Origin of the sequence: Aetokthonos hydrillicola CCALA 1050 (assembly GCF_017591665.1) — a bacterium.
GTDB lineage: Bacteria > Cyanobacteriota > Cyanobacteriia > Cyanobacteriales > Nostocaceae > Aetokthonos > Aetokthonos hydrillicola.
The window spans coordinates 35,257-61,994 of sequence record NZ_JAAKGC010000023.1; the positions used below are offsets into that span (position 1 = coordinate 35,257).

The 26,738-nt window shown below is 41.1% G+C and carries 27 protein-coding genes and 1 tRNA gene; 8 read left to right on the plus strand and 20 right to left on the minus strand.

Annotated features, from left to right (window positions below):
* Positions 1-93: 93 nt before the first annotated feature.
* Positions 94-1,980, minus strand: a complete 1,887-nt coding sequence (locus G4P69_RS14035; RefSeq protein ID WP_208338590.1) for a protein kinase domain-containing protein — start codon at positions 1,978-1,980, stop codon at positions 94-96.
* A gap of 162 nt (positions 1,981-2,142) precedes the next feature.
* Here G4P69_RS14035 and G4P69_RS14040 point away from each other — a divergent pair, with 162 nt between their 5' ends.
* The 3 genes from G4P69_RS14040 (at position 2,143) to ygfZ (ending at position 4,517) form a co-directional block, all read left to right on the plus strand.
* Positions 2,143-2,628 (plus strand): hypothetical protein, encoded by a 486-nt coding sequence (locus G4P69_RS14040; RefSeq protein ID WP_208338588.1) that lies wholly within the window; start codon positions 2,143-2,145, stop codon positions 2,626-2,628.
* A 221-nt stretch (positions 2,629-2,849) separates the two neighbouring features.
* On the plus strand, positions 2,850-3,500 hold the full coding sequence (locus G4P69_RS14045; protein ID WP_208338586.1) for a Uma2 family endonuclease: 651 nt from the start codon (positions 2,850-2,852) through the stop codon (positions 3,498-3,500).
* 18 nt (positions 3,501-3,518) lie between these two features.
* On the plus strand, positions 3,519-4,517 hold the full coding sequence (gene ygfZ, locus G4P69_RS14050) for a CAF17-like 4Fe-4S cluster assembly/insertion protein YgfZ (protein WP_208338584.1): 999 nt from the start codon (positions 3,519-3,521) through the stop codon (positions 4,515-4,517).
* A 5-nt stretch (positions 4,518-4,522) separates the two neighbouring features.
* Here the strand turns inward: ygfZ and G4P69_RS14055 are convergent, their stop codons facing one another.
* The 5 genes from G4P69_RS14055 to hpsP form a co-directional block, all read right to left on the minus strand.
* Entirely contained in the window at positions 4,523-5,416 is an 894-nt protein-coding gene (locus G4P69_RS14055; protein ID WP_208338582.1) for a DUF5331 domain-containing protein, read from the minus strand.
* 63 nt (positions 5,417-5,479) lie between these two features.
* Positions 5,480-5,767: a (2Fe-2S) ferredoxin domain-containing protein gene (locus tag G4P69_RS14060; protein WP_208338581.1), complete on the minus strand. Its 288-nt coding sequence runs from the start codon at positions 5,765-5,767 to the stop codon at positions 5,480-5,482.
* 8 nt (positions 5,768-5,775) lie between these two features.
* Positions 5,776-6,756: a cysteine synthase A gene (locus G4P69_RS14065; RefSeq protein WP_208338578.1), complete on the minus strand. Its 981-nt coding sequence runs from the start codon at positions 6,754-6,756 to the stop codon at positions 5,776-5,778.
* A gap of 132 nt (positions 6,757-6,888) precedes the next feature.
* Positions 6,889-7,527, minus strand: coding sequence for a peroxiredoxin (locus G4P69_RS14070; RefSeq protein WP_208338576.1), 639 nt, complete (start codon positions 7,525-7,527; stop codon positions 6,889-6,891).
* 154 nt (positions 7,528-7,681) lie between these two features.
* Positions 7,682-8,851 (minus strand): hormogonium polysaccharide biosynthesis glycosyltransferase HpsP, encoded by a 1,170-nt coding sequence (gene hpsP, locus G4P69_RS14075; protein WP_208338574.1) that lies wholly within the window; start codon positions 8,849-8,851, stop codon positions 7,682-7,684.
* Positions 8,852-9,012: 161 nt separating this feature from the next.
* Here hpsP and G4P69_RS14080 point away from each other — a divergent pair, with 161 nt between their 5' ends.
* The gene (locus tag G4P69_RS14080; RefSeq protein ID WP_208338573.1) at positions 9,013-9,240 is read left to right on the plus strand and encodes an AbrB/MazE/SpoVT family DNA-binding domain-containing protein; all 228 of its coding nucleotides are present in this window, start codon (positions 9,013-9,015) and stop codon (positions 9,238-9,240) included.
* Complete coding sequence (locus G4P69_RS14085) at positions 9,237-9,626, plus strand: type II toxin-antitoxin system death-on-curing family toxin (protein ID WP_208338572.1); 390 nt, start codon at positions 9,237-9,239, stop codon at positions 9,624-9,626. Before G4P69_RS14080 ends, G4P69_RS14085 begins: the two co-directional genes overlap by 4 nt.
* A 23-nt stretch (positions 9,627-9,649) precedes the next feature.
* Here the strand turns inward: G4P69_RS14085 and G4P69_RS14090 are convergent, their stop codons facing one another.
* The 5 genes from G4P69_RS14090 to glmM form a co-directional block, all read right to left on the minus strand.
* Positions 9,650-9,946, minus strand: a complete 297-nt coding sequence (locus G4P69_RS14090; protein WP_208338571.1) for a hypothetical protein — start codon at positions 9,944-9,946, stop codon at positions 9,650-9,652.
* Between the two features lie 156 nt (positions 9,947-10,102).
* On the minus strand, positions 10,103-11,272 hold the full coding sequence (gene hpsO / locus G4P69_RS14095) for a hormogonium polysaccharide biosynthesis glycosyltransferase HpsO (RefSeq protein WP_208338798.1): 1,170 nt from the start codon (positions 11,270-11,272) through the stop codon (positions 10,103-10,105).
* A 51-nt stretch (positions 11,273-11,323) separates the two neighbouring features.
* Entirely contained in the window at positions 11,324-12,298 is a 975-nt protein-coding gene (gene hpsN, locus G4P69_RS14100; RefSeq protein ID WP_208338570.1) for a hormogonium polysaccharide biosynthesis glycosyltransferase HpsN, read from the minus strand.
* Positions 12,299-12,404: 106 nt separating this feature from the next.
* Positions 12,405-14,102 carry a hormogonium polysaccharide biosynthesis protein HpsL gene (gene hpsL / locus G4P69_RS14105; protein ID WP_208338569.1) on the minus strand — a complete coding sequence of 566 codons (1,698 nt, stop codon included), beginning with the start codon at positions 14,100-14,102 and terminating at the stop codon, positions 12,405-12,407.
* A 143-nt stretch (positions 14,103-14,245) separates the two neighbouring features.
* The gene (gene glmM, locus G4P69_RS14110; protein WP_208338568.1) at positions 14,246-15,697 is read right to left on the minus strand and encodes a phosphoglucosamine mutase; all 1,452 of its coding nucleotides are present in this window, start codon (positions 15,695-15,697) and stop codon (positions 14,246-14,248) included.
* A gap of 625 nt (positions 15,698-16,322) precedes the next feature.
* Here glmM and G4P69_RS14115 point away from each other — a divergent pair.
* Together G4P69_RS14115 and cobW are read left to right on the plus strand one after the other, a co-directional pair.
* Positions 16,323-17,039 (plus strand): biliverdin-producing heme oxygenase, encoded by a 717-nt coding sequence (locus tag G4P69_RS14115; protein WP_208338566.1) that lies wholly within the window; start codon positions 16,323-16,325, stop codon positions 17,037-17,039.
* A gap of 173 nt (positions 17,040-17,212) precedes the next feature.
* Positions 17,213-18,262, plus strand: a complete 1,050-nt coding sequence (cobW, locus tag G4P69_RS14120; RefSeq protein ID WP_208338564.1) for a cobalamin biosynthesis protein CobW — start codon at positions 17,213-17,215, stop codon at positions 18,260-18,262.
* A gap of 125 nt (positions 18,263-18,387) precedes the next feature.
* Here cobW and G4P69_RS14125 read toward each other — a convergent pair whose 3' ends face one another.
* The 6 genes from G4P69_RS14125 to moaC form a co-directional block, all read right to left on the minus strand.
* Positions 18,388-18,603 carry an acetyltransferase gene (locus G4P69_RS14125; protein ID WP_208338562.1) on the minus strand — a complete coding sequence of 72 codons (216 nt, stop codon included), beginning with the start codon at positions 18,601-18,603 and terminating at the stop codon, positions 18,388-18,390.
* Between the two features lie 48 nt (positions 18,604-18,651).
* Positions 18,652-18,960, minus strand: coding sequence for a DUF3181 family protein (locus tag G4P69_RS14130; protein WP_208338561.1), 309 nt, complete (start codon positions 18,958-18,960; stop codon positions 18,652-18,654).
* Positions 18,961-19,075: 115 nt separating this feature from the next.
* Positions 19,076-19,333, minus strand: coding sequence for a 2TM domain-containing protein (locus G4P69_RS14135; protein WP_208338560.1), 258 nt, complete (start codon positions 19,331-19,333; stop codon positions 19,076-19,078).
* A gap of 386 nt (positions 19,334-19,719) precedes the next feature.
* A complete protein-coding gene (locus G4P69_RS14140; RefSeq protein ID WP_208338559.1) occupies positions 19,720-20,835 on the minus strand; it encodes a Gfo/Idh/MocA family protein in 1,116 nt (371 codons plus the stop codon).
* A gap of 151 nt (positions 20,836-20,986) precedes the next feature.
* Positions 20,987-22,114 carry a Gfo/Idh/MocA family oxidoreductase gene (locus G4P69_RS14145; protein ID WP_243902964.1) on the minus strand — a complete coding sequence of 376 codons (1,128 nt, stop codon included), beginning with the start codon at positions 22,112-22,114 and terminating at the stop codon, positions 20,987-20,989.
* Between the two features lie 894 nt (positions 22,115-23,008).
* Positions 23,009-23,494 carry a cyclic pyranopterin monophosphate synthase MoaC gene (moaC, locus tag G4P69_RS14150; protein ID WP_208350336.1) on the minus strand — a complete coding sequence of 162 codons (486 nt, stop codon included), beginning with the start codon at positions 23,492-23,494 and terminating at the stop codon, positions 23,009-23,011.
* A gap of 37 nt (positions 23,495-23,531) precedes the next feature.
* On the opposite strand from moaC, the gene G4P69_RS14155 reads away from it, so the two are divergent.
* A tRNA-Arg gene (locus G4P69_RS14155) sits at positions 23,532-23,605 on the plus strand.
* A 57-nt stretch (positions 23,606-23,662) separates the two neighbouring features.
* On the opposite strand, the gene G4P69_RS14160 is transcribed toward G4P69_RS14155, so the two are convergent.
* From G4P69_RS14160 to G4P69_RS14170, 3 genes are all read right to left on the minus strand, one after another.
* Complete coding sequence (locus tag G4P69_RS14160) at positions 23,663-24,904, minus strand: MFS transporter (RefSeq protein WP_208350337.1); 1,242 nt, start codon at positions 24,902-24,904, stop codon at positions 23,663-23,665.
* Positions 24,905-24,986: 82 nt separating this feature from the next.
* Positions 24,987-26,000 carry a glycosyltransferase family 2 protein gene (locus tag G4P69_RS14165; RefSeq protein WP_208346591.1) on the minus strand — a complete coding sequence of 338 codons (1,014 nt, stop codon included), beginning with the start codon at positions 25,998-26,000 and terminating at the stop codon, positions 24,987-24,989.
* Positions 25,997-26,731, minus strand: coding sequence for a C40 family peptidase (locus G4P69_RS14170; RefSeq protein WP_208350338.1), 735 nt, complete (start codon positions 26,729-26,731; stop codon positions 25,997-25,999). The genes G4P69_RS14165 and G4P69_RS14170 overlap by 4 nt, the downstream gene beginning before the upstream one ends.
* Positions 26,732-26,738: the final 7 nt, after the last annotated feature.

A 26,738-nucleotide genomic window follows, 5' to 3' on the forward strand; every position in this document is an offset into this window, starting at 1 on the left:
TGGGGCATGGGGCATAGGGCATGGGGCATAGGGCATAGGGCATGGGGTGATACAATGGGCACGAGCATGAGACTAATTATTGGTCTTCTGCTCCTAATTTTTGACTTTTGACTTTTGACTTTTGACTTCCCCAAAGGGGCTGCTGCCTGCTCCCTGAATAACCTGCTGTTTGGCGACGTTCTCAGTAGCTTGCTTAATCAATGGTTCCAATTTATCTCGCCAGTATTGAATATTGGGCAATTTTTCGTGATGGTCTTTATAAACTAAAACCTTATCCCATTGTCTTTGAGAAATTGCAGTGTTGATGTCATTAAACACAGCCTCAGCTTTAGCCCAGTCTTGTTGCCAATGAGCAACCATCTCTGCTGTCTCTTTAGCGGCGGAAGGATTAGAGGTTAATGATTGTACTAAGGCGATCGCTCCCTGCAAATCCCCTGAGTCATATTTTTTCCTAGCTTGTGCTAAAGCTTGAGCGTCTTCCTTCTTTGGTTGTGATTTCTCTGATGCTGAGGGTGAAATTTGGGCTGACTCTTGCGAGCGAGTTTTTAGTTTTGATTTTCCCTTGGCGATCGCGTGAGTAGTAATTAAGTCATTATCATCTAATGTTTTCATTGCGATCCCCTTATCTCGTAAACAAGAAGGCCATTCTTCATTATTCTTAATCACATCTGAATGCGCCCAAGCATTACGTTTAGGGTCAAACTTAACCTCTACCCAACCATGTTGTGTTCGCCTACCTGTAACCTCAAATTTAGTATCATTCTTTAAAGTTTTCACAATAGTGTTAGAGCTAATAGAACTAGGCTCAGAACGCATATTGGAATTACCCGCCACCACAGCTACGCAGTTTTGCCCTGCTGAAAAATTATTCCCAGTCATATCGGCAACGACATTTTGCACATTCTTCACGACAATGGGAGAAATAACCGCCGCGCTAGCTGCCAAGCCTATCAGAATTAATACCTGCAATAAGTCGAGTTTGCCAGAACTTTTGTGTACAGGTTCGGCAATTGCTGCTGCTGGAGCCTCCGGATATGCTGGAGCAAGAGCAATGGTTTTCTGGCGAGATTGTGGAGATTTAAATTGGGTTAGTTGGTAGCCAGAATGTTTAGGATATTCATCAGACTCAGAAACAGGAGACACTGATTCTAATGCTTGTAGCACCTGGGACGCACTTTGGTAACGGTCTTTAAAGTGATAACGTATCATTTTCGTCAAAACTGCTGCGAATTCGTCACTTACAGACACCATTTGTTGCCAAAGAATTTCACCAGTCTGAGGATCTTCTTGTAAATCCATTGGCGGTACGCCCGTCAATGCTTGAATAGCAATGATACCTAAAGCATAAATATCACTATTAGGACGAGGTTTCCCTTGCCCTTGCTCCGTGGACATGTATCCAGGTGTACCAATTGCTACAGTTACTGACGGATTTACTGCTCCCGTAAACACCAGTGTTGGTGAAGTCTGTATATAAGATGCTCGCAATTGTTTTACAGCACCAAAGTCTACCAAAACTAATTTCTTGTCAGATGCCCGACGTATGATATTATCTGGTTTAATATCGCGGTGAATCACACCTTGATTATGAACAAATATTAATATAGCTAGAACTTCCTGCAAGAGATGAATAACTTGACCTTCGCTCCAGCGTTGGTCACTTACCAGTTCATCACTTAAAGCATGTCCTTCTATAAATTCTTGAACTAAATAAAATTCTTGGTTTTCATCAAAATAAGCTAAAAGCCGGGGTATTTGGTCATGGTGACCTAGTTTTTCAAGGGTTTCAGCTTCGCTGCGAAACAGGCGCTTAGCAGTGTCAAACACTTTAGGTTCAGAATTAGCAGGCTTGAGGTGCTTGACAACGCAGATCGGGTTGCCCGGTCGCTTGGTATCTTGGGCAATGTATGTTTGACCAAATCCTCCGGTAGCGAGGACTCTAAGTACTTGGTAACGATGGTCTAGCAACTTGCCTATCATATTTCACTCCCCAGGTTTAGCACCCGTTATCTAGGGTGGTAATCAATATTTCCAAAACTTTTTCAACAAAATCCGCTATCTTGGGAAAAGATTTTGATGTAAAGTCCAGTTTTTTAAAAAACACGTTGTTAATTTTTCTTATCTGCTCCCTTTTTACTAACCATGCCACCTAGAATCTCTGACTCAGCTGCATGGCAGCAAGCTGAACTCCTCATGCAACCTATATTTATCCGTGTTGTCGATAATATTCGCAAGCTGCTTGAGGTATCCTCTTGGAAAGGAAGTTACCAGGATATACTGATTTGGCCTGTTGGGACAACTGAGGAAACTAAAGAGGCCGTAACCCAGCTAATTCAAGAACTGGAAGCTGCTACACCACAAGAAGCTGTGGGCATTAGAGAGACTCTTTCCCGCCTACCAGTACCCCATCCAGGATATCATCTATCTTTACAACGTCAAGACCAAATAGTCAAGGTCGATCTGTGGGACCTATGCTACCAAGTGTGTTTTCTTGATTACAGCCACGCAGAAAAAGCAGTTAATATTGATACAAGTTTAATTGACGAAACAGGCGATGTCAATTGGCCTTCCGTTGACTCCAAGGCTAAGATGTTAGTCGAGCAGGTGTTTGCAAATTTACCAGAGTAATAGGGGCATGGGGCATGGGGCATGGGGCATGGGGCATGGGGCATGGGGCATGGGGCATAGAAACAGAAAAATATAATTTAGGAATAGGGATAAATTTCTTACCCATTACCCATTACCCATTACCCATTACCCATTACCCATTACCCATTACCCATTACCCATTACCCTATGCCCTATGCCCCATTCTGCTAAAATAGGCTTATCCAAAACTCACAGATATTATGGTGACACTGCAACTCAAACAAATTCAAGTCCCGCTAGGTCAGCGCGTGATATTGGAGGAGATAAGTTGGAAAGAATTTGAAGCAGTTCTAGCTGAGTTAGGAGAACACCGTAGCAGTCGAGTTGCATACAGTCAAGGTATATTGGAGATTATGGTTCCGCTTCCAGAGCATGAAAAAGCTAAAGTCATTATTGGAGACTTGGTAAAGATTCTGCTGGATGAACTTGATTTGTGCTGGGAACCTCTCGGCTCCACAACTTTTAAGCGAGAAGATATGGCTGCGGGGGTAGAACCAGATGATTGTTTTTATATTCAAAACTACAAGCTGATGATAGGTAAAGAGCGGATAGACTTAACCGTTGATCCTCCCCCCGACTTAGCCATTGAAATTGATGTTACATCAAAAACTAAGGTCAGTGCTTATCGTGCATTGAAAGTACCAGAAATTTGGCGTTATGAAAATCGCAAGCTAGAAATCAATTTACTGCAAGAGGATGAATATGTTAAGTCCGAAACAAGTTTGATTTTTCCAGGCTTTTCAGTTATTCAAGAAATTCCTAGGTTTGTGGAAATGGCAAGAACTACAGGAACAACCCTCGCACTTAGAGCATTTCGTCAAAGCGTCCGCACTGGCTTAAAATTAGACTGAATGTAAAGTTTTACAATTATGCCAATATCGACAATTGATGCCAATGATGTAGCAGCGATTCAAGCAGTAGAAAATTCTGTTGCTGTGTGCGATCGCTCTGCTTGGGGACGTATCAAAGTTAAGAATGATGATCGTCTCCGCTTTTTGCACAACCAAAGCACCAACGATATTCAAGGGCTTAAACCAGGACAAGGCTGTGATACGGTCATGGTAACATCTACTGCCCGCACTATTGACTTGGTCAGTGTATACGCTATGGAAGATGCGGTGTTGTTATTGGTTTCACCTAATCGCCGTGAGTTTTTGATGCAATGGCTTGACCGTTACATCTTCTTTGCTGATAAGGTGGAATTAGAGGATGTAACAAATGGGACAGCAACTCTTAGTTTATTAGGACCTAGTAGTCACGACATCATAGAAAAACTTGGTGCAAAAGAGATTATCGGTCAACCATATGGAAATCATCAACTCATCAGTGTTCTTGATCGGGATGTTCGGGTTATTGTGGGTAGTGGCTTAGCTTGCTCTGGGTACACTCTGATTATTTCAGCCGATGACAAAGAAACAATTTGGAATAAAATTGCTGACTTAGGCGCAGTACCGATGAGCGATCGCGCCTGGGAAGTGTTACGAATTTTACAAGGTCGTCCAGCGCCAGATCATGAGCTCACCGACGATTACAATCCCTTAGAAGCAGGTTTGTGGCAAACAATTTCTTTTAACAAAGGTTGTTATATTGGACAAGAAACCATCGCCCGTTTAAACACATACAAAGGGATCAAACAAAACCTCTGGGGTATTCGTCTTAGCGCTCCTGTTGCGCCAGAAACACTGATTACACTAGAAGATGAAAAAATCGGTAAACTGACTAGTTACACTGAAACCATTGATGGTTATTTTGGACTGGGCTATATCCGCACAAAGGCTGGGGGTGCTGGATTGAAAGTTCGTGTAGCAGAAGCTCAAGGTGAAGTAGTAGAAATTCCTTTTGTTTCACATGCATATCCAGAAAATTAGAAATTTCAAAATGGTGTGAAACCCGCTTCGTCTCGATCCCATTCCTTACCCTGACAAAAGTCATCTATCCAGTTAGCCAGTTTACAACATTTAGTCGTAGATGATAGACTAACTTCGTTAGTTGCAACATCTCTCGTCTGTATCGTGACAAGCTTATTTTTGCTTTGAGTTTCACAATCAACAGCAGTTGAAAGTAAAGATTTTCTCTGTATTTTGGTAGTCACAGCATTTGAAAGCACAACATTGCTGTTATTTCCATTTTTAGTTGCAACGGCTACTGAGGTTAAAGGCTTACTTTTAGTTTCAATTCCAGCAACGGCAATTGATATCACCGAATTGTTTTCGCCTTTGGTAAGTCTAATTGGTAGAATAGGCCTACCTTTGTTTTGGACATTAGTATCAATAGCAATTGGTTCTACATCTGTACTTTCTGAAATCGAGCTGGGAGGAGATTCACTATGATCAGCACTAACGTGTGCGATCGATGATGTCGGCTTTTTTATTTCAGTAGTAGCTTTCTTGAAACCCGAAGGTTGGTGATTGCGTATATGAGGCGAGGGTTTTTCAGTAACCACTTGATCTGAAGAAGACTCGCTTTGCTCTTGGTTATCAGCTACAAAATTATCTTTTACCAAATGTAAATGTTCTTCAGGATTAAAGTTTAGACCTAATGCTGAGATTATTTGATCCGGATTGTTATTTAGCTCTAGTATAAAAGGAAAAAGCTGCTCCATCTGCGGCTCTAAAGCAGACAGAGTAGCCAGAATAAAACCAGAGGAAGGACGACGTTGACCATCATAAGTCGCCCAAATCTTCATTTTTGTGAGCCAAGAGCGATTTTTATAGTAATAATTCACCCACTTGAGTTTTAAGGATTGGCGCAGCTGTTGAATATTCATCCTGATATCTCGTTTGAGTCAATATAGAGAATAGTTGAGTCCTCTACGAGCAATTAATAAAGCCTATGCCTGAGGATGAAACCGATAATAGAGCATCTGTGTCACTTTTTCACCACAGAGCAAATGCTGTTTTATCACCACAGGCACTTCACTAGCTTGGACTCCACTATACCAAACCATATCAGGCAAGACCAGCACCATAGGTCCATTACCGCATTGTCCCAAACAGCTACTACCCTCTACATTCACTCCAGAAACTGGTGATGCTTTAAAAGCAGCTAAAACCTCCTTTGCACCTTGTTTCCGACAAGTCCGATTTTGGCAAACACGGATAGTTTTGTTGTTACTCATGTCGCTAGCTACTCAAAAGCCGCTTCCAACCCTTTTGATTCTAGCCATTCCTTGTTGAATATGCGCGACTGGTAACGGGAACCACTATCACATAAAATGGTAACGATGGTGTGTCCTGGTCCCATTTTTTTTGCAAGAGCAACAGCGGCTGCAACGTTAATACCTGTGGAACCACCCATGAATAAACCATCCTTCCGCAACAACTGGTAAACCACCCGTAGAGCTTCTTTATCATGGATACGAATAGCGTCATCGGCTGGTACACCTTCCATGTTTTTTGTGATCCTACTATTGCCGATGCCTTCGGTAATCGAATTGCCCTCTATATTAATTTCGCCAGTTTTGACGTAGCTATAAAGTCCGCTACCCATTGGATCAGCAACAACACACTGAATAGCAGGATTTTTTTCTTTTAGGAACATCGCTACACCGCCATAAGTTCCACCTGTACCCGTAGATGTTACCCAAGCATCTACTTTACCATCTGTTTGTCTCCAAATTTCTGGGCCTGTTGTTTCGTAGTGAGAACGGCGATTGGCTAAATTATCGAACTGATTTGCCCAAATAGCGTTTTCCATCTCCTGGGCAATCCTACCAGATAATTTGACGTAGTTGTTGGGGTCTTTGTAGGGTACAGCAGGAACCGGACGAACTTCTGCACCTAATGCTCTAAGAGCATCCATTTTTTCTTGTGACTGGGTATTAGGAATAATGATTAAACATTTATACCCTTTAGCGTTGCAGATATGTGCTAGCCCAATACCTGTATTGCCTGCGGTTCCTTCTACCACTGTACCACCTGGTTTGAGAATTCCTTTTTCTTCAGCGTCTTTGATAATGTAGAGTGCAGCGCGATCTTTAACGGAACCTCCAGGGTTAAGAAATTCTGCTTTACCAAGAATTTCGCAACCAGTCTCTTCGCTAAAGCTATTTAAGCGAATTAGGGGTGTATTGCCTACAGTAGCAACAAATCCATTTTTAATATCCATTATCAAGTTAATATGTGTATATAAACAACAAAATAAGGAATCCGTTTTGATTGCTCAACAAGGTTACGTACTGTAGGGTGCGCTATAGACGAAGTCCGTAACGCACCGCAAATAAGTGATTTAACGGCAAGATTACTTGTTAGGCTGAGGAGTCAAGCGCAGATAAGGCTTAACTTCTGTGTATCCTTTTGGAAACTTCTGCTTGAGAACTTCTGGATCCTTCAGTGATGGGACAATCACACAATCATCACCATCTTTCCAGTCGGCTGGTGTCGCAACGCTATAATTGTCAGTCAATTGTAGCGAATCGATCACCCGAAGAATTTCATCAAAGTTCCGTCCAGTGCTAGGAGGATAAGTGAAACTCAGGCGCAGTTTCTTATCAGGATCGATAACGAAGACGCTGCGTACTGTTAAAGATGGGTTAGCGTTGGGATGAATCATGTCGTAAAGGTCAGAAACTTTACGATCTGAGTCTGCCAAAATTGGGTAGTTAAGGCTAGTTTTCTGAGTTTCTTCGATGTCTCCCACCCATCCTTTGTGTGAGTTAACATCATCAACGCTAAGCGCTATAGCTTTAACATTGCGCTTGTCAAATTCTGGCTTGAGTTTAGCAACTTGTCCTAGTTCAGTTGTACAAACAGGGGTAAAGTCTGCTGGATGGGAGAATAACACTACCCAGCTATCGTTTGCCCATTCATAAAAATTGATATCGCCGTGTGTGGAGGCTTGGGTAAAGTTAGGTACTGTATCACCTAGATGGAGAGTCATGTGCAATTCCCTGCGGTCAAAATATCTTATGTATTATATCTTGCCATGGAAATATGAACTCCGGTTTCTCGATTGGGCTTTCGCTGTTTTATACAAAATTTTAAGTTATTTAACTAAGTGGCAAAAAATGAGGTAATATTATGGGTTTGCAACCCTACAAAATTTCAGTATATGCGTCAATAGTTTGGCGAGCGATCGCATCCCAACTGTAATGTTTCAGGGCGTACTCTTGAGCATTTAATCCTCGTCTTTGCCGTTCTAAGGGATTTTGTAGAGCTAGGCAAAGTAAATTAGTGATTTGTGTGACATCTAATTGGCTAACCCATCCTGATTGGCTATCACAAATATCTTGACAAATATGCACTTGATCTGATATTAAGACTGGTATCTTTGCTGCCATTGCTTCAGCCACAGCAATGCCAAAGTTCTCATAATATGAGGGTAAAACGAATAAGTCAGCAGCTTGCAAGAGTGCAGATTTGAACTCGCCTGTGACAAAACCAGTCGTCGTGGTGTGCGATCGCAGCGGTGAGGATTCGATTTGAAACCTGATCTTTTCTTCATACCCTGGATCTTGGGGATTTGTCCCAGCTAAAACAAAATGAAACTTTAACCCAAGAGCTAAAATATTTTCTAAAGCAGGAATCAGCAAATTCAGACCCTTCTTGGGATCAATCCGCGACATAAACAATACCAAAGGTACATCTTGAGCTATCCCAAACTGCTCACGTACTGCACTAGCTTGATCTTCTGCTGTGTGTGGCTTAACACCCAAGGGAATCACTAAATCCCTTGTAGACACCCCAAACCGTTCTGATATTTTTGCTTCTTGAACGCTAGTAAAATGAATTGCGGCTGCACCAGCTAAATTAGAACGTTCTAAAATTGCTGCATAGATCTGTTTAAGTTGGCGTTTTTTTTGTAAATCCGCTGGATCAAGAGTTCCCAATGGACGCAGAATATAAGGCAGCTTTTTCTGACGACAAATAGCCGCAGCAGCACTGGTTACAGGGGAAAATAAAGCATGAATATGGGCTATGTCAAACTCATGCGCATGGCTATTTAACCATTTGAGCAAATCAAAAGAGAATTTGTAGCGACGAAAAGGCGCACAACGGAAGTAAATTATTCGATAGCCATCTTGTTCTATTGGTTGGTTTAAGGGTACATCCAGAGGTTTTTGACCAGTATCACCATTACTATCAGTTGTGAGAATTGTGACTTCGACTCCTTGACGTGCTAATGCGATCGCTAGTCCTAGTACCATCTGACTTGGACCACCATAAATCAGAGAAATTGAAGGAATGATTTGCAAGACGCGCATTCTAGCACACAAAAGTTACTAAATAACACAATACAATAAAAGATACCGCCCCAGTACATAGAAAGTACTTAAATTTACACAACGCCCATTGTAAGTTACATGTAATACCATTTCCTTCTCAAGATGTTATAATAGTCGTTATAACAAGTTGCTTGATAAATATGGCTACCACAGTTAAAGTTCGTCGAGTTGGCAATAGTTTGGGTCTAATTCTTCCTCAAGAGCTAGTTAACAAACTGGCAGTTGGGGAAGGTGATCTGCTGACTGTGGTAGAGACAAACAAAGGAGTGGAACTGATACCGCAAGATCCAGAATTTGAGCAATGGATGACCGTCTATAAAGAGGTCAATCAGCGCTACCGCAATGCTTTTAAAAAATTAGCTCAATGAAAGAACCCACTTGGATCCCATTGAACGTAGTTCAAGTGATTCATGCTCAGCAAGTTGCAGAGTATGGGGGGTTACCTGGAGTGCGTGATCAAGGGCTTTTGCTATCTGCTTTAACGCGACCTAAGAATTTGTTAGCTTACGATGAAAATATAAATCTCTACGATCTTGCTGCGCCTTATGCTTATGGAATAATCCGCAACCACCCCTTCATAGACGGTAATAAACGTACAGGTTTGGCTGTAGCCTTAACATTCTTGCTATTTAATGATGCACCTTTGATAATTGAAGAAGTCGAAGCGGCGGTGATGATCGAAATGCTTGCGGCTGGAGATTTGACCGAAAGCCAGCTAGCAGAATTTTTTAAGGGAATAGCTAAAAAGTTGTAGTTCCTTAAAGTCAATTCCCGTTTTTATGTTTGAAGCTGGTGGTAGTCAATGAAATCGTCCTCTTCTAGCTCTATTGGCTCAAAAGCTTCTATATCTATTGGTTCCGAATTAAAGTCCCATTGTTGCGGGCGAGCATTTAAAGCAATCAGAGCAGCTTCTTCCAATAATCTGCTGATTATCTCATCTGCTTCTGGATTTGCTTCGTCATACTCAGCTATTGTAGCAAGTGTTTCTTCAAGCTTTGTCTTCGCTTGATGGCAACGTTGGAAACACTTGTGATATTCCCAAAAAGAATCTGGTGTTGATGCCGATTTACCCATCTCTCAAGCTCCTCAAGCAAATACTTTACAGTTTAGCTTGTTAATATTAAGCAAAATTGGTATAGTGATTTTAACTTATACTATCGTATTCTGGCTGTCGTCTATACAATTTTCATCCGTAAAAGATAATATCCTTACAGGGTTCACAATACCATATCAACCAATAAGCTCCTTATAAAAATCTAATTGCTGTTTTGCTAAAGCTTTATTTGTATATTTAGACATAACCCGTTGATAACCCATTTCACCTAAAGTTTGGGCTAATTCAGATTTTTCCATTAATTGAGCTAAGCAATTAGCAAGTGCTTGAGCATCGCCTTCAGGAAATACTAAACCCGTTTGACCAATCACATGAGGAATTTCTCCTGAGTTGGAACCAATGACAGGTATTTTACAAGCCATTGCTTCAATTAAAACATGACCAAATTGTTCTTTCCACCCTGCAGCAGTTAAAGTTTTAAATTCGTAAGTGGTTTCGGAAGGTAGTACTAAAGTATTCATCAAATTAATATAATTACACACTTGGTCATGAGGGACGCTCTCTATCCAGATTATTCTATCTTGAATTTTGTCTTCCTCGGCTTTTCTCATCAACTCCATTTGTAATGGTCCACGTCCAAGTAAAACTAACCTCCAAGATTTTTCTTTCAAAATTACTAAAGCCTTCAAAAGGGTAAATAAACCCTTTTCTTGAACGAAACGCCCAACAAAACCCACAACAAATTCATTGTCTTGAATACCTAGCCTAGCTGCCAGTTCTTGCTGTGGTTTAGCAGTGAATAAGTTTTCGTCGACCCCGAGTTGAGGCATAACTTTAATAGGACCTTTATATCCACGCTGTCTTAAAATTTCTGCACCATCTTGATTACCTGAAATAATACCATGGCTCTTATTAAGATTATATTTCTCTATCAAAGAAATTGGAAATTTTAGATCATAAGGAAGATTCCACCACGTGAAAAATACATTTTTAGCCTTTAGTCCCAAAAATTGATTAAGAGCTATCATTTGCCCATGAGCTAATGCTCTAGAACCTTGTTCTACCTGGATAATGTGAGGACGAAACTGGCGTAATAAAGATATCAAATCAAGGCCAAATGTTAAGAGCCCTTGATGATTTAGACTAAAATTGGATATAGGAATAATACGGAATTTTCCCTCATTTCGATATTGAGTTGTAATAATTTTATTTTGAACACCGCCAGGTTTCCATCGTTTTGGAACGATAACCGTAACTTCAATTTCTGGTTCTAGCTGTGATAAAGCACGTAGTTTTTCACAGTTGAGATCTACAATATAAGTATGGCTAGCTACTATTATTCTCATTTGTAATTTTTCCCACTCCACCCATTATCCCATGCCCCATGCCCCATGCCCCTATCTATCTAAATGTGTGTAAGTTTGACCATCGTTCCACACTGATTGAATAACTGTACCTAAAGCTTTAAAAAAGCCCAAAATATAGAAGAATCCACGAGTGATTATTTTGATAGGAGAACCGCTTTTGTGGCAGGGAGGACGCCCGAGGACGTGGCAGTCAAATAAACGCGCGTAGAGGCGTAAAGCTTGGGTAGCGGTAAGGTTTTTCAATGCCATTAAGAAATGGTTGTGGTAGAAAGTGAGTTGATACTCGAGCGATCGCGTACTAATATCATGGCAACCTCCGGTATCTTCGCCTAAATGAACTAAATAAGCTTCCGGATCATACCAAATTTTATATCCTGTCTGTCGGAGCCGTAAACAAAAATCAGATTCTTCTCGAACTGCACTACCACGAAATCTTTCATCAAATTTCAGTTGATACTTAGTAAAAATCTCACGCCGAAAGGACATATTGCAACCCCTTGCTGAGAGGACTTGCTGAGGTTTGATAGTATGTACTAAATCGATATAGTACCAAGCAATTCCTGGATCCATTGCTTGAGGAGGAAGATATTCAATCTGTAACTTTCCTCCAGAGTCACCCAACTTCATTCTGTCAAATACTCGCCCAGCAACAGCCCCCACATCCGGCTTTTCCAAAAAGTTTTTCACATGAGCTGCTAAAAATCCCGCAGGTAACTGTACATCATCATCAATAAACAAAATAATTTCACCAGATGATCGCCTTATAGCGTAATTCCGCGCGCCCGGTAAACTCGCCCATTGTAACCGAAACCACTTTATTTTACTTACTGCGGCTAATTCTTCTAAGTAAGCTTCTATTTCTGGTTGATGTTTCGGAGTTTGATCCACTACCAAAATTTCAAAATTTGGGTAGTCTTGTTTCAGGACATCTACAATACTATTTCGTAGTGTTTCTTCACGACAATAAGTTGGGATAATAACTGATATTAAAGGACAAGAATTCATTATTTTTTAGAAGATAATTATATAAAAAGAACTCAGAAGTCAGGATTCAGGATTCAGAATGAAATACTGAGGTGTTTGTCTCCTGTAATCAGAACCTTTGCCATTTTTATGTCACCTCTAATGATCGTGAATTTAGATAAGACTTCGTTTTTAAAGTTTTTTGGTTTGATTTTTGCTGAGAATTTTCAAGTAGCTTCTCCTGTTTGTCTAAAACTGGCAATTTCAACAGAACTCCGGCAAAAAACCAGTAATAGACAGCCACGGGATCAACATCTAAAGGGTAATAGTAAGTGTTGTAACTAATAAACAGTATAAACACCCACAGAGCCCCTGCGTAACTACGGAAATTACGGTTTTTTATTGAACGATAAGCCTGAAAACAAACGACTGTTAAGGTTGTGACTAAGACGACAAATCCTAAAAGTCCGAATGGTCCTACTTCTTGAAGCACTTTCGGGTAATAGGTTTCTACCAGCTTAGTACTACCAAGTGCACGAGCAGAGTTTGTAGCGCGACCTAAACCACTTCCGAAAACTCCACCTACATTCTTCCAAACCTCCTCAAATTGCTGGGTGATAAACGCATATGGAGGTGCAGCATTCCAACGATCAATAAAACTAGCCGTTCTCTCTGCAACAACGTCAGGGTTGCTTACCATTGCATATCCTAGAATTAGAACAAGTCCAATTCCTATAGGGAGAAATCGTTTAAGGTTGACAATTTGACCAGTCAGTATCAGTAGCGCAACGAAACAGATAGGCACTAAGGCTAAAGCAATTCTCTGACCACAGATAACAGCATTGATAAATACCAATGCTGTAGAACCTAAACTAATAACCCGCCAAATGAACGAGGGGTCACTAAAACCAGTGGCAAAGGTGAAAAAGGTACTAGAAATTAAAAACCAAGCCCATTGCCAAGGCGCAACAAAAGTTCCTGGTAAGCGGATCATATTTTGCTCAGGACTATACACTAAAGACCCACCAATAAAACAGCGTGCTGCAATTGATGCTTTAAATAAAGCGGCTCCTTCTAAATTTCGTGTGCCTTGACATGTTCCCTTTAGTAGTAAAAGATATTGAATTAAGCCCAGCACACAACAAACAATGATCATGGCAATCTGTAGCCGGGATAAAAGTAGAAAATCCCTCTTTTTACGAATTAGGTAGTATGCACAACTAATGAGTGGCAAATAACCTAAAAATACTTTTAACCCTAGAATTCCCATGAGGAAGGGTTTTTCGTTAGCTTGTTGTTGCCTCCATACAGAAGTATCTGGGAAAAGTTGCTGTGCACCATTAACAAACAGCAGCGTTATCAGACAAAATCCTAATAAAATGAAGAGTGGAGTTTTAATTTGTTGAGGAATAATCAAGGGAAGATTTTGCTTACGGCAATTCTGCCAAATTCCTATTAGTGCTGGAACGTAAAAGGTATCTTTTGCCAATTGGAGTACAGGGCTACTACCAAGGTAATAAGTGATAGTTCCTCCAAAAGGTATATAAATAAGGAATGCAAAAAGAGCTTCTCTAGGGTATTTATAAGACAGGGATAAGCAGATAACTCCTAATATAGTGGGAAGAACTGCTTTAATTCCTCCTGCAAAAGCAGCAGGAATGCCTAAGAACATTGCAACAAAAATGCTGTTGGTGATCAATTTGATAAGTTCTTGACGTGCTTGAGCAGCTTTGCGCTTTTTTGCAGCACGTTCTTTAAGGCTAAGAGTTGGCGTTTCCTGTGTTGAATGCTTTTTTGTTTTTTTGGATTTTTTGGATTTTTTGGATTTTAACTTTGATGTCAGCATGGCAGTAACAATGCGCTACACTACATTAACGCACTATGTATACCTATTGGTAAATAAAAAAATCACGCAGGTACCAACACAGGTTTAGGGGCGAACAGCGATTCGCCCCTACAGGAAAAAAGCATTTTTTCTGTTACTTGCTTTTATGCAGCTGAATACTGCTGAACTTGTGACACTAATTCATTTGTCCAGTAGTTTGCAAGTTCCGCTGCTTCGGCTTCTACCATCACTCGGATCACTGGTTCGGTACCAGAAGCACGGACTAAAATTCTACCAGAATCACCCATTGCAGCTTCAGCGCGAGCGATCGCTTGTTGTATCTCTTGAGAGTCTTTCCATCCCAGACGCTTTGATCTGTCCTCTACCCTAACATTGTGTAACAGTTGCGGATATGTGTGAAAGCTTTGATCAATCATTGTTGAGAGGGAAACACCCTTGTGTTGCACTAAAGCTGCTAAATGTAAGGCTGTTAACAAACCATCTCCGGTAATGCCATAATGACGGCAGAGAATATGACCAGATTGTTCGCCACCCAGCATTCCTCCTGTCCGTAGCATTTCTGCTTGAACGTGCTGATCACCCACTGCTGTGCGAATCAATTTGCCGCCTAGTTGTTTCCACGCCCTTTCAAAGCCCAAGTTTGCCATTACAGTGGAAACTATTAAATCATCTGGCAATTCTTGCTTTTGCTGTAAACTCTGTCCCCACAAGTAGAGGATATAATCACCATTTACTTGTCGTCCAGTGTTATCTACCGCCAAAACGCGATCCGCGTCACCGTCAAAGGCAAAGCCTAAGTCAGCCTTAGATTCCTTAACTGTTGCTTGAAGAGTTTCTAGATGAGTGGAACCGCAATTAACGTTGATGCGATCGCCATCTGGTTCGCTATGCAAGCAGATCACCTCTGCTCCCATTTCTCTAAATACCGATGGAGCCAACTCAACTGCTGCCCCCCATGCTAAATCTAAGACAATCTTCATTCCTTGAAGATCAACTGCACCGTACAACGGGTTTTTTAATGCTTCGGCATAATCTTTGATTAACTCTTTGCGTAAGTAATGCCGTCCGTAATTACCAATATTAATTCCACATGACGCTTTCCCCCGCAACATCGCTTCAATTTCTGACTGTAATGTTTGGGGTAACTTAGCGCCGTTCGCACCAAAAATTTTAATCCCATTGTCTTCTGGTGGGTTATGGCTAGCAGAGATCATAACTCCGCCTATAGCATCACTAATACTTGTGAGGTAGGCAACACAGGGAGTTGGGCATAATCCTAAATACCAAACTTCTAAACCTGCTGCGGTTAACCCTGCGCTCAAAGCCATAGCCAGCATATCGCTGGAGTTTCTTGAGTCTTGTCCGACAATAACTGGTCTTGCTTCGCCTGCATGTGTACGTAAAACAACACCTGCCCAAAAACCAACTTGTAATGCTAAAGGAGCACTTAGCAAATCACCAACTCTTCCACGGATACCATCTGTACCGAATAGAGGAGTTGCTGGTAATGGTATTAGGTTGGGCGCAAAATTATCTTCTGCTTTTGAGACAGAACCTTGAAGAATGCACGGAGCCTGAATTATAGATGAAACCATAGGTTAAAATACTCCACACAGCCACACTGGAGAATAACACGTTCTATATTTGTTTAACAATTGCTTTGTGATAACTTTATTATCACGACTATATACTATCTAAAATTGTTTCTACAAATTTATACTCACTGGTTACTTCTTTGTAAAAGTACTGACTATTTTCGTAAAGTAATTGTAAAGATTAGGGGAATTTTTTGACTATAGAATAATCGACGATTGTATGAGGTCGTAATTGGAATGTCAAGGTTGAGAAGAGGGAGTAGGGGGCAGGGAGCAGGGAAGCAGAGTTCTCCATCTGTGGTGAAAGTTAGGGAATAATACAAAACTTAAAGATGTGGGAACTTTAAAGCAGGGAGTGTAACTATGTCAGGAGAAGTCATTGCCAGAACGCGAATCCATTGCTAGAGTTTCTACATACTCATATACATCTATTGTACTGAACCACTACTGAGGCGAAGAGAGAATCGCTGCCTATTGTTGCGAAAAAATACAAATTATGACAACTTGACATATTTTCGTAGACAATTCTCATTAAAGAGCTCTACTCTAGCCTTTTAATGGCTTTTATTGCCGTCAGCTAATTAAGCTGGCAGCGCGTTAACCTTTTAAAGTTGAGAATTTTAGCATGAGCAGCAATTTAGCGTCAAAATTGCGTGTAGGAACTAAAAAATCCCACACAATGGCAGAAAATGTCGGTTTTGTCAAATGTTTTTTAAAAGGAGTTGTAGAGAAAAATTCTTATCGGAAGCTAGTTGCTAACTTCTACTTCATCTATTCCGCAATGGAAGAGGAGATGGAGAAGCATCGTAATCATCCTATTGTTTCCAAAATTTACTTTGAGCAACTCAATCGTAAACATTCCCTAGAGCAAGACCTTACATATTACTACGGTCCTAACTGGCGAGAGCAAATCCAACTCTCATCAGCAGGAGAAGCTTACGTAAAGCGTATCCGCGAAATCTCTGAAAAAGAACCAGAACTCTTAATTTCCCACTCATACACCCGTTACCTTGGTGATTTATCTGGCGGACAAATTCTCAAAGGTATTGCTCAAACAGCAATGAATATGGCTGATGGGCAAGGTGTTGCTTTCTATGAATTTGATAATATACCAGACGAAAAGGCATTTAAAGCTAAGTACCGTCAAGCTTTGGATGAACTGCCAGTTGATGATGCAACGTGCGATCGCATCGTCGATGAAGCTAACGCTGCCTTTGGTATGAACATGAAAATGTTCCAAGAATTAGAAGGCAATTTAGTTAAAGCCATTGGTCTAATGCTCTTCAACAGCTTAACACGCCGTCGTTCAGCAGGCAGTACAGAATTAGCAACTGCCGATTAAAAAAAACGACAAACCCATATAATAGTGAATTGTAGGGGCAGCACCCCTAGGATTACCCTAAGTGCTAGGGCAATCTTAGGAGAGTTGCCCCTACTGTCTTTAACAGTTATCAGTGAACAGTTACCAGTGAACAGTCAAACCGATAACTGATTTGTAAATCATTGAAATTCAAAATGGCAGCAAAAATTCCTGTTACAGTGATCACAGGCTTCTTGGGTAGCGGTAAAACCAGCATAATCCGCCACCTACTACAAAACAATCAGGGACGCCGCATCGCGGTTGTAGTCAACGAATTTGGCGAACTCGGTATAGACGGCGAATTGTTGAAATCTTGTCAGATTTGTCCAGAGGACGAGAGAACCGATGAAGATGCTGCCAATATTTTTGAATTAACGAACGGCTGCTTATGCTGCACTGTGCAAGAAGAGTTTTTACCTACCATGCAACAGTTACTCAAGCGCCGGGATAGCATCGATTGCATTTTAATTGAAACCTCTGGTTTAGCATTACCAAAACCTTTGGTGAAGGCTTTTCGCTGGCCAGAAATTCGCTCTAGTGCTACAGTTGATGCCGTCATTACTGTAGTGGATTGTGCCGCAGTAGCGGCTGGAACCTTTGCTAGCGATCCAGAAGCAGTAGCAGCCCAGAGGCAAGCAGATGATAGTCTAGAACACGAAACACCATTGCAAGAACTGTTTGAAGATCAACTTGCGTGCGCCGATTTGGTGGTGTTGAATAAAATTGATTTAGTAAATGAACAAACAAAAGCTCAAGTCGAGCAGTTAATTAAACAAGAATTGCCTAGGGTAGTTAAAATTGTAGAGAGCAATCAAGGGACAATCTCCCCAGAGGTACTACTGGGTTTACAAGCCGCAGTAGAAGACAATCTAGACACTCGTCCTAGTCACCACGACATTGAAGAAGAACACGAGCACGACGAACAGATCACTTCAACTCATCTAATTTTAGATCGTGACTTTGACCCCCAAAAGTTGGTTTCTCAGCTACAAGAGTTGGTACAGCAGCAGGAAATTTACCGAATTAAAGGCTTTGTTGCAGCACCAAATAAACCTATGCGCTTAGTGATTCAAGGCGTAGGTACACGCTTTGATCAATATTACGATCGCCCTTGGCAACCCGAAGAAACCAGACAAACTCGCTTAGTTTTTATAGGTCGTGATTTAAACTCGTCTGAAATTGAGTCAAAATTGGTAAGGGCGTAGGATGCGCCCTTGACTAAGTCCGTAACGCACCAAAGCCTTGGAATGGTGTTAGCGATCGGGAAAATCCCAGTCCCTAGCACCCAGTACCCAGTACCCAGTACCCAATCCCCAATCCCCAGTACCCTTTAAGCGGTCGCATTTCTATAATTGGCATCTATCCAGCAACGTGGTAGATTTTCACCAGAGGGAAAAACGAGGGTTTCTTTTTTATAAGAATCTGTTTGCTGTTCTTCTTCACCTTGTTGTTCTTTTGCCTGAACAGTATCCCTATTAGGATTAATCAATTCTTGAACATCTGAAATCTTTACCAATTCACCTGAATCTTTAATTTGTAAAAGCATAGCGATCGCCTCCTGATTTGTAACAACTAAAGCAAATTTTGAAATGAATTAGATTTCTCTCTGATATTTTTCTAAAATATCTATTAGATGGACTTGGCATTGTATCGGCAGAAAATCCAGTATGGAAAGTTCCCGCCTTCCGCCGCCAATTTTAACTGGGATAGATTGCAATACTTTAATGACTTGGTCTTCTTCTACGGATTTTGATGTAATTAGAGGATACATCTTTTCAGCAACTACAGTATGCAGTTTGGCATCTGATAGATAAAGATGCCATTTTGCAACATCCATGTAAACGTTTTCGCCTATATCAGATGCTAGGGCTTCTAGTAGCTCTGTAGTGTTGGTGTTAGCCATAACAATAATCCTAAATTGTGAGTAAGGTGTCTTACTCTATTTAATATTATTGCGCTTAGCAACTGCACTAAATACCACCACAGGTTACAATCACCCTAGCGGATGTAGTCCATCTTCAGGTGGATTTGGTAGGTGTCTCAGAGTAGTCCGCGATCGCAGCAATATAAATCAGATGTACCAATAAAACCACTACCCAGCCTGTTGTTACCCAAGGTAACCACTCCCAGCTAGCAGATCTTAGGTTGTGGAAAAACCACAGCCCAGAATTAATAGCGGCGGCGATCGCTACATGAATAGCAAAATTCATCCGGTCATCTAGCTTGCGATAAGCTGGATCATTGCGGTCTGGTTTACGAGGCCAACGAGGAGGCATAGATTTACAAGCTTATAGTAATCTTTCAACATTACTTTGACACTCTCCGCTCTAAAGAGACGAAGATTCTTAAGACCTTTCAGTCTTAATATCCTGTTTTTGCTAGTTCCCAGGCTCAGTACGTTTGCCTCAAGGGCGTACTGATAAGCCAGTGCTCGACTAGGGTTTCCCGGCTTGCAGACGAACGGAGGGAGGCTTCCCGAAGGGTAGCACTTGGCGTGTCTCCTTACAGTGTTTTGGGCGTAGACTTCCTCCCAGTCCGGGAGTAGGTTTTATTTAAATGTCTTGTACTGACATCGTTAAATTTTAACACGAAGCCGTCCTAGAAGAACGGGGTTTGAGACCCGAGTTTTTTGATAATTCAGTAGATGCAAACCCGACAAATCTTACTCACACGGGTATTTCAAATTCCACTGACCACGAATTGTATCCATAGTCTCCATAATCTTGAGTGTTTCATCAAGAGGCATAATCTTACTTTCTATTTCGCCATTTCTTATACACCGCATCACCTCAGCCGCTTCGTAGTTATAGCCATTACCGTCATATAGTTGCACAATGTTTTTTGCTTGCTTGCGCGAGATAAAGCTCTTCAACTCTAGGTACGAGCGCTTTAAGAGTTTGTTTTGTTGGATAAAAGATGGTAATTTCTGCTTTAATCCTGAAGACTGCGAAGCAGAGGAAGAAGAACTTGGTTCAGAAAAGTAGCTAATTGATAATTGATGAGGTTTGAAGAACGGTGCGTGAATGCGAATTTGCCCCCGCGTACAGATAATAACTGCTTCATTTGAGGTTTGAGAACGTAGGCTCGTCGATAGGATGGCTAATTGATTCTGAGGATAGCTTAAAAGAATTGCTCCTTGTTCATCAACCCCAGTCTGACCAATTGAAGCTTGACTAACAATCTGAGATGGTGTACCTAACAATTGAAACGCCAAAGAAAGAGGATAGATCCCCCGATCCAGTAAAGCACCTCCACCTAATTTGAGATTAAAAAAACGATTTTCGGGGTTAAACTCAACAGGGTAGCCAAAGTCAGCTTTTAACATCCGCACTTCGCCAACGACACCATCATGAATCATTTCTTTGACTCTCTGTATCAAGGGCATAAAGCGCATCCACATTGCTTCCATGCAAAACAATTGTTTTTCACGGGCTATGGCGATGACTTCACGTGCTTCTTGAGCATTAACTGTAAAAGGTTTTTCACAAAGGACAGCTTTACCTGCTTGTAGACAGAGGATACAGTCCTCTTTGTGCCTGAAATGAGGGGTGGCAACATAAACAATATCTATATCTTGATCCTTAACTAATTCTTCATAGCTGCCATATGCTCTTGGTATATTCAGTTGACGAGAACATTCTTGAGCAGTTGCTAGTTTTCTTGAGCCGACTGCTAACAATTGAGCATCAGGTAAAGAGCGCAATCCTTCAGCAAATAGTCTAGCTATTAATCCCGTACCTAGGATTCCCCAACGAACAGTTTTTGACTGAGATGACATACTACATTCACAATTCTAAATGTTTTATTGAACATTGATTAATCAACGACTCCTGTCCCAATAGTTCTTGGTTAAGGAGAATTGTAGGCTGAGTGAAGCACAGCACAAGCGTTACCCAATAAATGCCAATAACAAAGTAGCAATTGATTGACTACTTCGCCCATCGCATAGGCGCTATAGACTGAAACGACGTTGTAACCTTATATGGAGCTCCAGTAGTCCAAGCGTTTTGGATAGCCAAGACAATCTCATTGGTATGGAGACAATATTTAGCTGACAGGTAAGGAGGATATTTTTCAGCAATAGCATTTGCTAACTCAGCAACACCCCGACAATAGTCCATATGCTTGCGACCGTTGTATTCGCCTTTTTTACCTATCTTGCGTACAAGGGGATAATTTTGTTTAAAAGGATTCTCAATTGTTTTTCGTCGAAGGGTTAACCGCCGCTGAACATAAACCGGATCTTCATAGTGCCAGCAATCTTTTACGCTAATTATCCCTTCATCCCCAATAATTTTTAGTTCGTGGTCGTGAGGTGCGATAATGCTACAGGTCAGTCTTGCAACTACACCAGAAGCAAACTTAATGCAAGCTACAGAAAAATCTGGTGCTTGCACATCTAATATTTCATCAGAGAGTTTGTCTGGAACCAAACAATCAGAAAATGCAGTCACAGTTTCTGCTGGTCCGAAGAATGCTGGTAGCCAAGTGATATAATATCCAGCGTGTTCTAGGGTACAGCCAACCTCAAATTCATCTTTGTAGGGCCAAGGAGTGCCTGATTTACTAACCCACTTCTTGTAAGGTACTTTGTGAATTAGTCCATCATCCATTTCCGCATACACAAGTCGAACTTTTCCCACTTGCTGTTCTCGCAAAGCTTTCCAGATTGATTGGGCTGTTTCTCCTAGAAGACTACATGGCGCAGAGGAAATATATAACCCCTGTTTTTCTGCTATCTCTACAAGTTCCTTTGCCTCTGAAAAATCCATTGCTAACGGTTTTTCGGAATAGACGTGCTTACCAGCTTCTAAGGAAGCCTTAGATACTGAGTAATGGCTGCTAGGATTCGTCAAATTTAAGACAATATCAACCTTAGGATCAGAAAGCACTTCTTGTAAAGTGTTGTACTTAGGAACTGAATAAAAGGTAGAAAATTTTGATGCGCGAGCACTATTTCGATCCATTACCCCCACTAGCTCTAAATTAGGGTATAAGCTGATTGTTCTCATATAAAAGTCAGCTACAAAGCCACATCCAATTATTGCTACACGCATAAATACTATTGATTCCGAGATAGGTGTAAGTGTACGTTGCCCTCCAAAAGCATATGCATTTGTTATCTGCATCTGCTAATAGTGTGATTTAAGCGACAGGAAAATTATACACGTAAATGTTTCATTAGTAACAAGTTAAAGATATATAAAAGTTATCAATACCTCTAACGTTGCATTAGAAATAAATTAGGCTCAGTATACTATTGTCTGACAGCCTTCCTAAGCATCGGAGTGTCAGCAGTCAGCAGAGGACAGGATTAAATGTATTTTTTCATACTAAAATAATAATATTTTATACTTGTATGCGGTTTATAACAGGTACTTATTAACTCAAGAAAAAAGGGAACCTTCTAGCTTATTCGTTAAAGCATAAATGATTTTTTTGTAAATATTTTTTGTCTAAGTCAAACCAATAATTTAATGTGTTATTTGTTGTTAGTAGTAGTCTTGTTTAAAGACACGAAAAAACTTCATGTTTATTACTTAAACTACTGGTATAAAAAATGATTTAAAATACTGAAAAATGCTTCCTGAGAGATCTGCGGGTAGATGACAAGGCATCGGGAAAATTATATAGACGTGATGTTCTTTTATCCATTTGCAAGGGTTTTAATATCTACGTATTCTGAAAATTTTTTCGTACTGATTTGTTTGGATTGGGTGCGATCGCATTCGATCTACTCACATGTAGCGAATCCCAGAGAGATTTTATGAAATTTGACAGTACGGGATTAATACGTTTGATAGAGGTAGCAAATACATCCACCTGCCAGGATAAGTATGTTCTTTAGCGATGACTCAAAATGGCTGAAGTTAATCCAATCCAACTACAAAAACACGTAAGACTTGCCTCTTACAAGCCCCATCCGCCTTGCGGTGGGGTTATTGACTTTCTCAATCGCTTGATTTTCCGCCTGTCTTGCTTACTAGACGTATTGACTCTATCTGAATCGTTTTTTCTAAAGCTTTCGCCATGTCATAAAGGGTAAGTGCAGCTACAGAGACAGCAGTTAGCGCTTCCATTTCCACACCTGTCTCGGCTTTGGTTTTTACTGTAGCTTGAATTTGATAACCTGGGAGTTCCGGATCAGGTATGACTTCAACTTCTATTTTGTGCAAGGGTAAGGGATGACACAGGGGAATTAGGGACGCTGTTTGTTTCGCCGCCATAATCCCAGCTAGTTTTGCAGTCCCTAAAACATCTCCTTTGGGTGCATTACCCGCCTCAATAGCCCTAAAAGTTTCAGGCAGCATACGCACTTGACCAGAAGCTACTGCTTGGCGTACAGTAACTGGTTTACTAGACACATCTACCATCTGAATTCCGCCCTGATTATCCAGATGAGTTAATTTTGAATTAATTGGAAAATTTTCTTGCATTATTTATTTAGGGTGTGCTACTATATATTTCTGTCAAGGGCGTGTAGCTCAGTGGACTAGAGCACGTGGCTACGGACCACGGTGTCGGGGGTTCGAATCCCTCCTCGCCCGTTTTTTAATTGAAAACTAAAAATTAAAAATGTGAGATAATCCCCACATCTTTAATTTTTAGTTTTTCATTTGTTTCAAGCCGTAGGTATCTTGACCTAGACCAAGAGCAAAGCGTAAAGAACTAAATAGACTTTTATTAGAGAAAATCAAGAACAAAAGTAGCGCTACTAAGGTTACAACAGCACCACAACCGAACATATTGCGGTATCCCAGTCGCTCAGCTAGAAAACCAAATAATGGACCAGATAGAGCGATACCGAAATCAAATCCGCCTATGCACAAACCAAAAATTCGACCCCTTTCCTTTGGTCGTGAACGTTCTGCCATTGTTGTGGCAATCATAGCAATTAACGTACCACCACCGGCTCCCTCAAGTAGCGCCGCGAACAATAACGAAATTGGGCTGTTTGCATAATAAAGCAACACCATAGCCAAAGTATAAGAAACTAGGCTGAGGGTAATGAATAAACCACGACCTAAGCGTTCGCTGGCACGAGTAGCAAACATTCTTATACCAAAACTGGAAATTGCCCCAACTGAGTAAAATAAACCAGGGCTTAAATTAACGTTAATTGATTTGATGAATAATGGGACAAAGCAGCTTAAAGCACCAAAAGCCGAACCAACTAGCAACAATACTAAGGCTGGAACTCTGACTCTGGGACTAGCCAAGATACGCAAAGATGGCTCGTCTTTAGCACTATTTGCCTGTTGTTGTTGAACTGGTGGATTAAGGACTTGTAATGTACCCAACATCCCCACAATAGCGAGTTCAGCAATTATTAAGAATAAAATTTTGTAACCACTCTCGGCTTGTAAATAACTGCCTAAAACAGGGCCAATTGCCATGCCAAGGGGGTTTACCAGAGTCATGTAACTAATTGTCTCACTGCGCTTGTCTTGGGGTGTTGACTCTGCTACTAACGTAGTGAACCCAGTGCTGAAAGCCGCGATACTAATGCCATGAAAGGTACGTAAGGCAAATAATACGGGAACAGATGTAACGAATAAATAGCCAAGAGGTGCGATCGCCGCTACTATCATCCCAATGAGCAAAACAATCTTACGCCCACGTGCATCTGCTAATTTAGCCAAAAACGGGCGGAACAGCAACAATCCGATGGCATAACTAGCCATAACAATCCCAATTTGTTGCTTATTTGCCCCCACACTATCAAGGTAGAGCGGTAGAGTTGGCAATAATGCAGCCATCCCGCACCAGTACAATAAGCCTGCTGTAAATAAGATCGGCATGTAGTCCCGCCGTAGTGGAAAGTCAGACGCACGAAATACTTTCACAGTAGAAGGAAGTTATTTGTCAGGGTCAATAGTCAATAATACTAGGATTATTGACTATTGGCTAAATATTAATATTGTCGCATCATTTATTACGATTGGTCACTACTTCTCGCACACGATATATTGGTCTTCCCTGGGATTCATGGTAAGTCCGCATCAGCAACTCTGCTAATAACCCAAAGCAAAATAGCTGCACTCCCGTCACTAGTAGGATAACCATCAATACTAGCAAAGGGCGATTACCAATGTTGTGGCCCAAACCAAATTTTACCCAAGTCAAGTAAACTCCAATCACCGTCCCTGAAACCATCGACATTAAACCTAAAAGCCCAAAAACGTGCATTGGTTTTGTCAGGAACCTCTTCATGAACAAAATTGTTAACAAATCCATCAATACACGAAATGTCCGCCACAAGCCATATTTACTCCTACCGAAACGACGGGCGTGATGGCGTACGGGTATTTCTGTAATTCTTGCTCCTTCAATATACGCTAAAGCTGGAATAAATCGGTGCAGTTCCCCATAAAGGTTGAGATCTTGTACGACTTCTGTACGATAGGCCTTGAGAGAACAGCCATAATCATGAATATCTACTCCAGTTGTACGTCGGATTAGCCAGTTGGCAATTTTAGAAGGAAGCAATCGTCTCATTGCACCATCTTGTCTGTTTTGCCGCCAACCGCTTACTAAATCGTAGCCTTCTTCTAACTTTGCCAATAAAGTGGGGATATCTGCTGGGTCATTTTGAAGGTCAGCATCCAAAGTAATAATAGCTGGCGAGAGTGCGTAATTAAACCCAGCAGCCATTGCCGCAGTTTGACCGTAATTGCGACGTAACAGGACTGCTTTTAAATCATTACGTAAAAGCGCCTGTTCTTTGAGGAACCGCGCTGAGTCATCTGTGGAGCCATCATCTACACAAATGATTTCGTAAGTTAACTGACTCTTGGCTAAAGCTGTTGCGATCGCCTCCAGCAAATGAGGCAAACTTTCAACTTCGTTATACACTGGTACCACGACTGAAACGCTTGGGACACTCGACGAAATCCCCCCATTGTTTTCAACAATCTCACTCTTAACTAAGCCACTCCTCATATTTTTTTTGCGTCCTCAGCGCTTCCGGGTTCGTAACTTCTGACCACTCTTCCAGCACCACGTAGCTGCTGATAGTATGACTGACTAACCTCATCTCCTTGTTCCGAAAGGTGGTCAATTCCAATACCGTTACGCCCTATATCTTTTCCTGAACTATGGATATAACTATTATTTCCCAAATACAGCCCCACATGAGTTGCTTTTTGAGAAGTGCCAAAGAATATTAAGTCTCCTGGGAGTAATTGGTCAATATGAACCTGCTGGGTGAAGCCTTCTTGCTGATAAGCATCTCTAGGTAACCAAATACCTACAGAAGCAAATGCAGTTTGCATCAACCCAGAACAGTCATAATTTGGCCCTATCGTACCACCCCAAAGGTAATGATTTGATTTTTGCATCGCTTTTTGTGTGAAGTCGATGACCTTTGGGAGGAGTTTTTGAATCTCGGCTTCAGAAAATGATTTAGCTTGATAAGGTTTACTGCTCGCTTGTAACAAACTAAAATCTGAAAGTGACAACCACGCAGGATAATCATCTTCACACAAACACACTTGTATAGACGTTGCATCGGCAGTCTGTACATTGCTTGATGTTATCCGCAAATGTCGCTTAGTTGCAGCTTGAGTTGCCAAGCGATCGCAATTGGGAGAATCATATAAGTTTAGTTCGGCTAGACACTCATACTCTCCTGATGTTGGATTGTGGATTGTGGAATTTAAATTCAGTGACATCCTTGAA

Coding starts and splice junctions, on each gene's coding strand:
- G4P69_RS14070 (WP_208338576.1), bottom strand. CDS start 7,527: ATGACTCTCCATCTAGGTGATACAGTACCTAACTTTACCCAAGCCTCC.
- hpsN (WP_208338570.1), bottom strand. CDS start 12,298: ATGAATTCTTGTCCTTTAATATCAGTTATTATCCCAACTTATTGTCGT.
- G4P69_RS14085 (WP_208338572.1), top strand. CDS start 9,237: ATGAAAGAACCCACTTGGATCCCATTGAACGTAGTTCAAGTGATTCAT.
- G4P69_RS14135 (WP_208338560.1), bottom strand. CDS start 19,333: ATGCCTCCTCGTTGGCCTCGTAAACCAGACCGCAATGATCCAGCTTAT.
- hpsL (WP_208338569.1), bottom strand. CDS start 14,102: ATGCTGACATCAAAGTTAAAATCCAAAAAATCCAAAAAATCCAAAAAA.
- G4P69_RS14035 (WP_208338590.1), bottom strand. CDS start 1,980: ATGATAGGCAAGTTGCTAGACCATCGTTACCAAGTACTTAGAGTCCTC.
- G4P69_RS14040 (WP_208338588.1), top strand. CDS start 2,143: ATGCCACCTAGAATCTCTGACTCAGCTGCATGGCAGCAAGCTGAACTC.
- G4P69_RS14145 (WP_243902964.1), bottom strand. CDS start 22,114: ATGCGTGTAGCAATAATTGGATGTGGCTTTGTAGCTGACTTTTATATG.
- G4P69_RS14065 (WP_208338578.1), bottom strand. CDS start 6,756: ATGGATATTAAAAATGGATTTGTTGCTACTGTAGGCAATACACCCCTA.
- G4P69_RS14130 (WP_208338561.1), bottom strand. CDS start 18,960: ATGGCTAACACCAACACTACAGAGCTACTAGAAGCCCTAGCATCTGAT.
- moaC (WP_208350336.1), bottom strand. CDS start 23,494: ATGCAAGAAAATTTTCCAATTAATTCAAAATTAACTCATCTGGATAAT.
- glmM (WP_208338568.1), bottom strand. CDS start 15,697: ATGGTTTCATCTATAATTCAGGCTCCGTGCATTCTTCAAGGTTCTGTC.
- ygfZ (WP_208338584.1), top strand. CDS start 3,519: ATGCCAATATCGACAATTGATGCCAATGATGTAGCAGCGATTCAAGCA.
- G4P69_RS14115 (WP_208338566.1), top strand. CDS start 16,323: ATGAGCAGCAATTTAGCGTCAAAATTGCGTGTAGGAACTAAAAAATCC.
- G4P69_RS14080 (WP_208338573.1), top strand. CDS start 9,013: ATGGCTACCACAGTTAAAGTTCGTCGAGTTGGCAATAGTTTGGGTCTA.
- G4P69_RS14045 (WP_208338586.1), top strand. CDS start 2,850: ATGGTGACACTGCAACTCAAACAAATTCAAGTCCCGCTAGGTCAGCGC.
- G4P69_RS14165 (WP_208346591.1), bottom strand. CDS start 26,000: ATGAGGAGTGGCTTAGTTAAGAGTGAGATTGTTGAAAACAATGGGGGG.
- hpsP (WP_208338574.1), bottom strand. CDS start 8,851: ATGCGCGTCTTGCAAATCATTCCTTCAATTTCTCTGATTTATGGTGGT.
- hpsO (WP_208338798.1), bottom strand. CDS start 11,272: ATGAGAATAATAGTAGCTAGCCATACTTATATTGTAGATCTCAACTGT.
- G4P69_RS14170 (WP_208350338.1), bottom strand. CDS start 26,731: ATGTCACTGAATTTAAATTCCACAATCCACAATCCAACATCAGGAGAG.
- G4P69_RS14125 (WP_208338562.1), bottom strand. CDS start 18,603: ATGCTTTTACAAATTAAAGATTCAGGTGAATTGGTAAAGATTTCAGAT.
- G4P69_RS14060 (WP_208338581.1), bottom strand. CDS start 5,767: ATGAGTAACAACAAAACTATCCGTGTTTGCCAAAATCGGACTTGTCGG.
- cobW (WP_208338564.1), top strand. CDS start 17,213: ATGGCAGCAAAAATTCCTGTTACAGTGATCACAGGCTTCTTGGGTAGC.
- G4P69_RS14055 (WP_208338582.1), bottom strand. CDS start 5,416: ATGAATATTCAACAGCTGCGCCAATCCTTAAAACTCAAGTGGGTGAAT.
- G4P69_RS14140 (WP_208338559.1), bottom strand. CDS start 20,835: ATGTCATCTCAGTCAAAAACTGTTCGTTGGGGAATCCTAGGTACGGGA.
- G4P69_RS14090 (WP_208338571.1), bottom strand. CDS start 9,946: ATGGGTAAATCGGCATCAACACCAGATTCTTTTTGGGAATATCACAAG.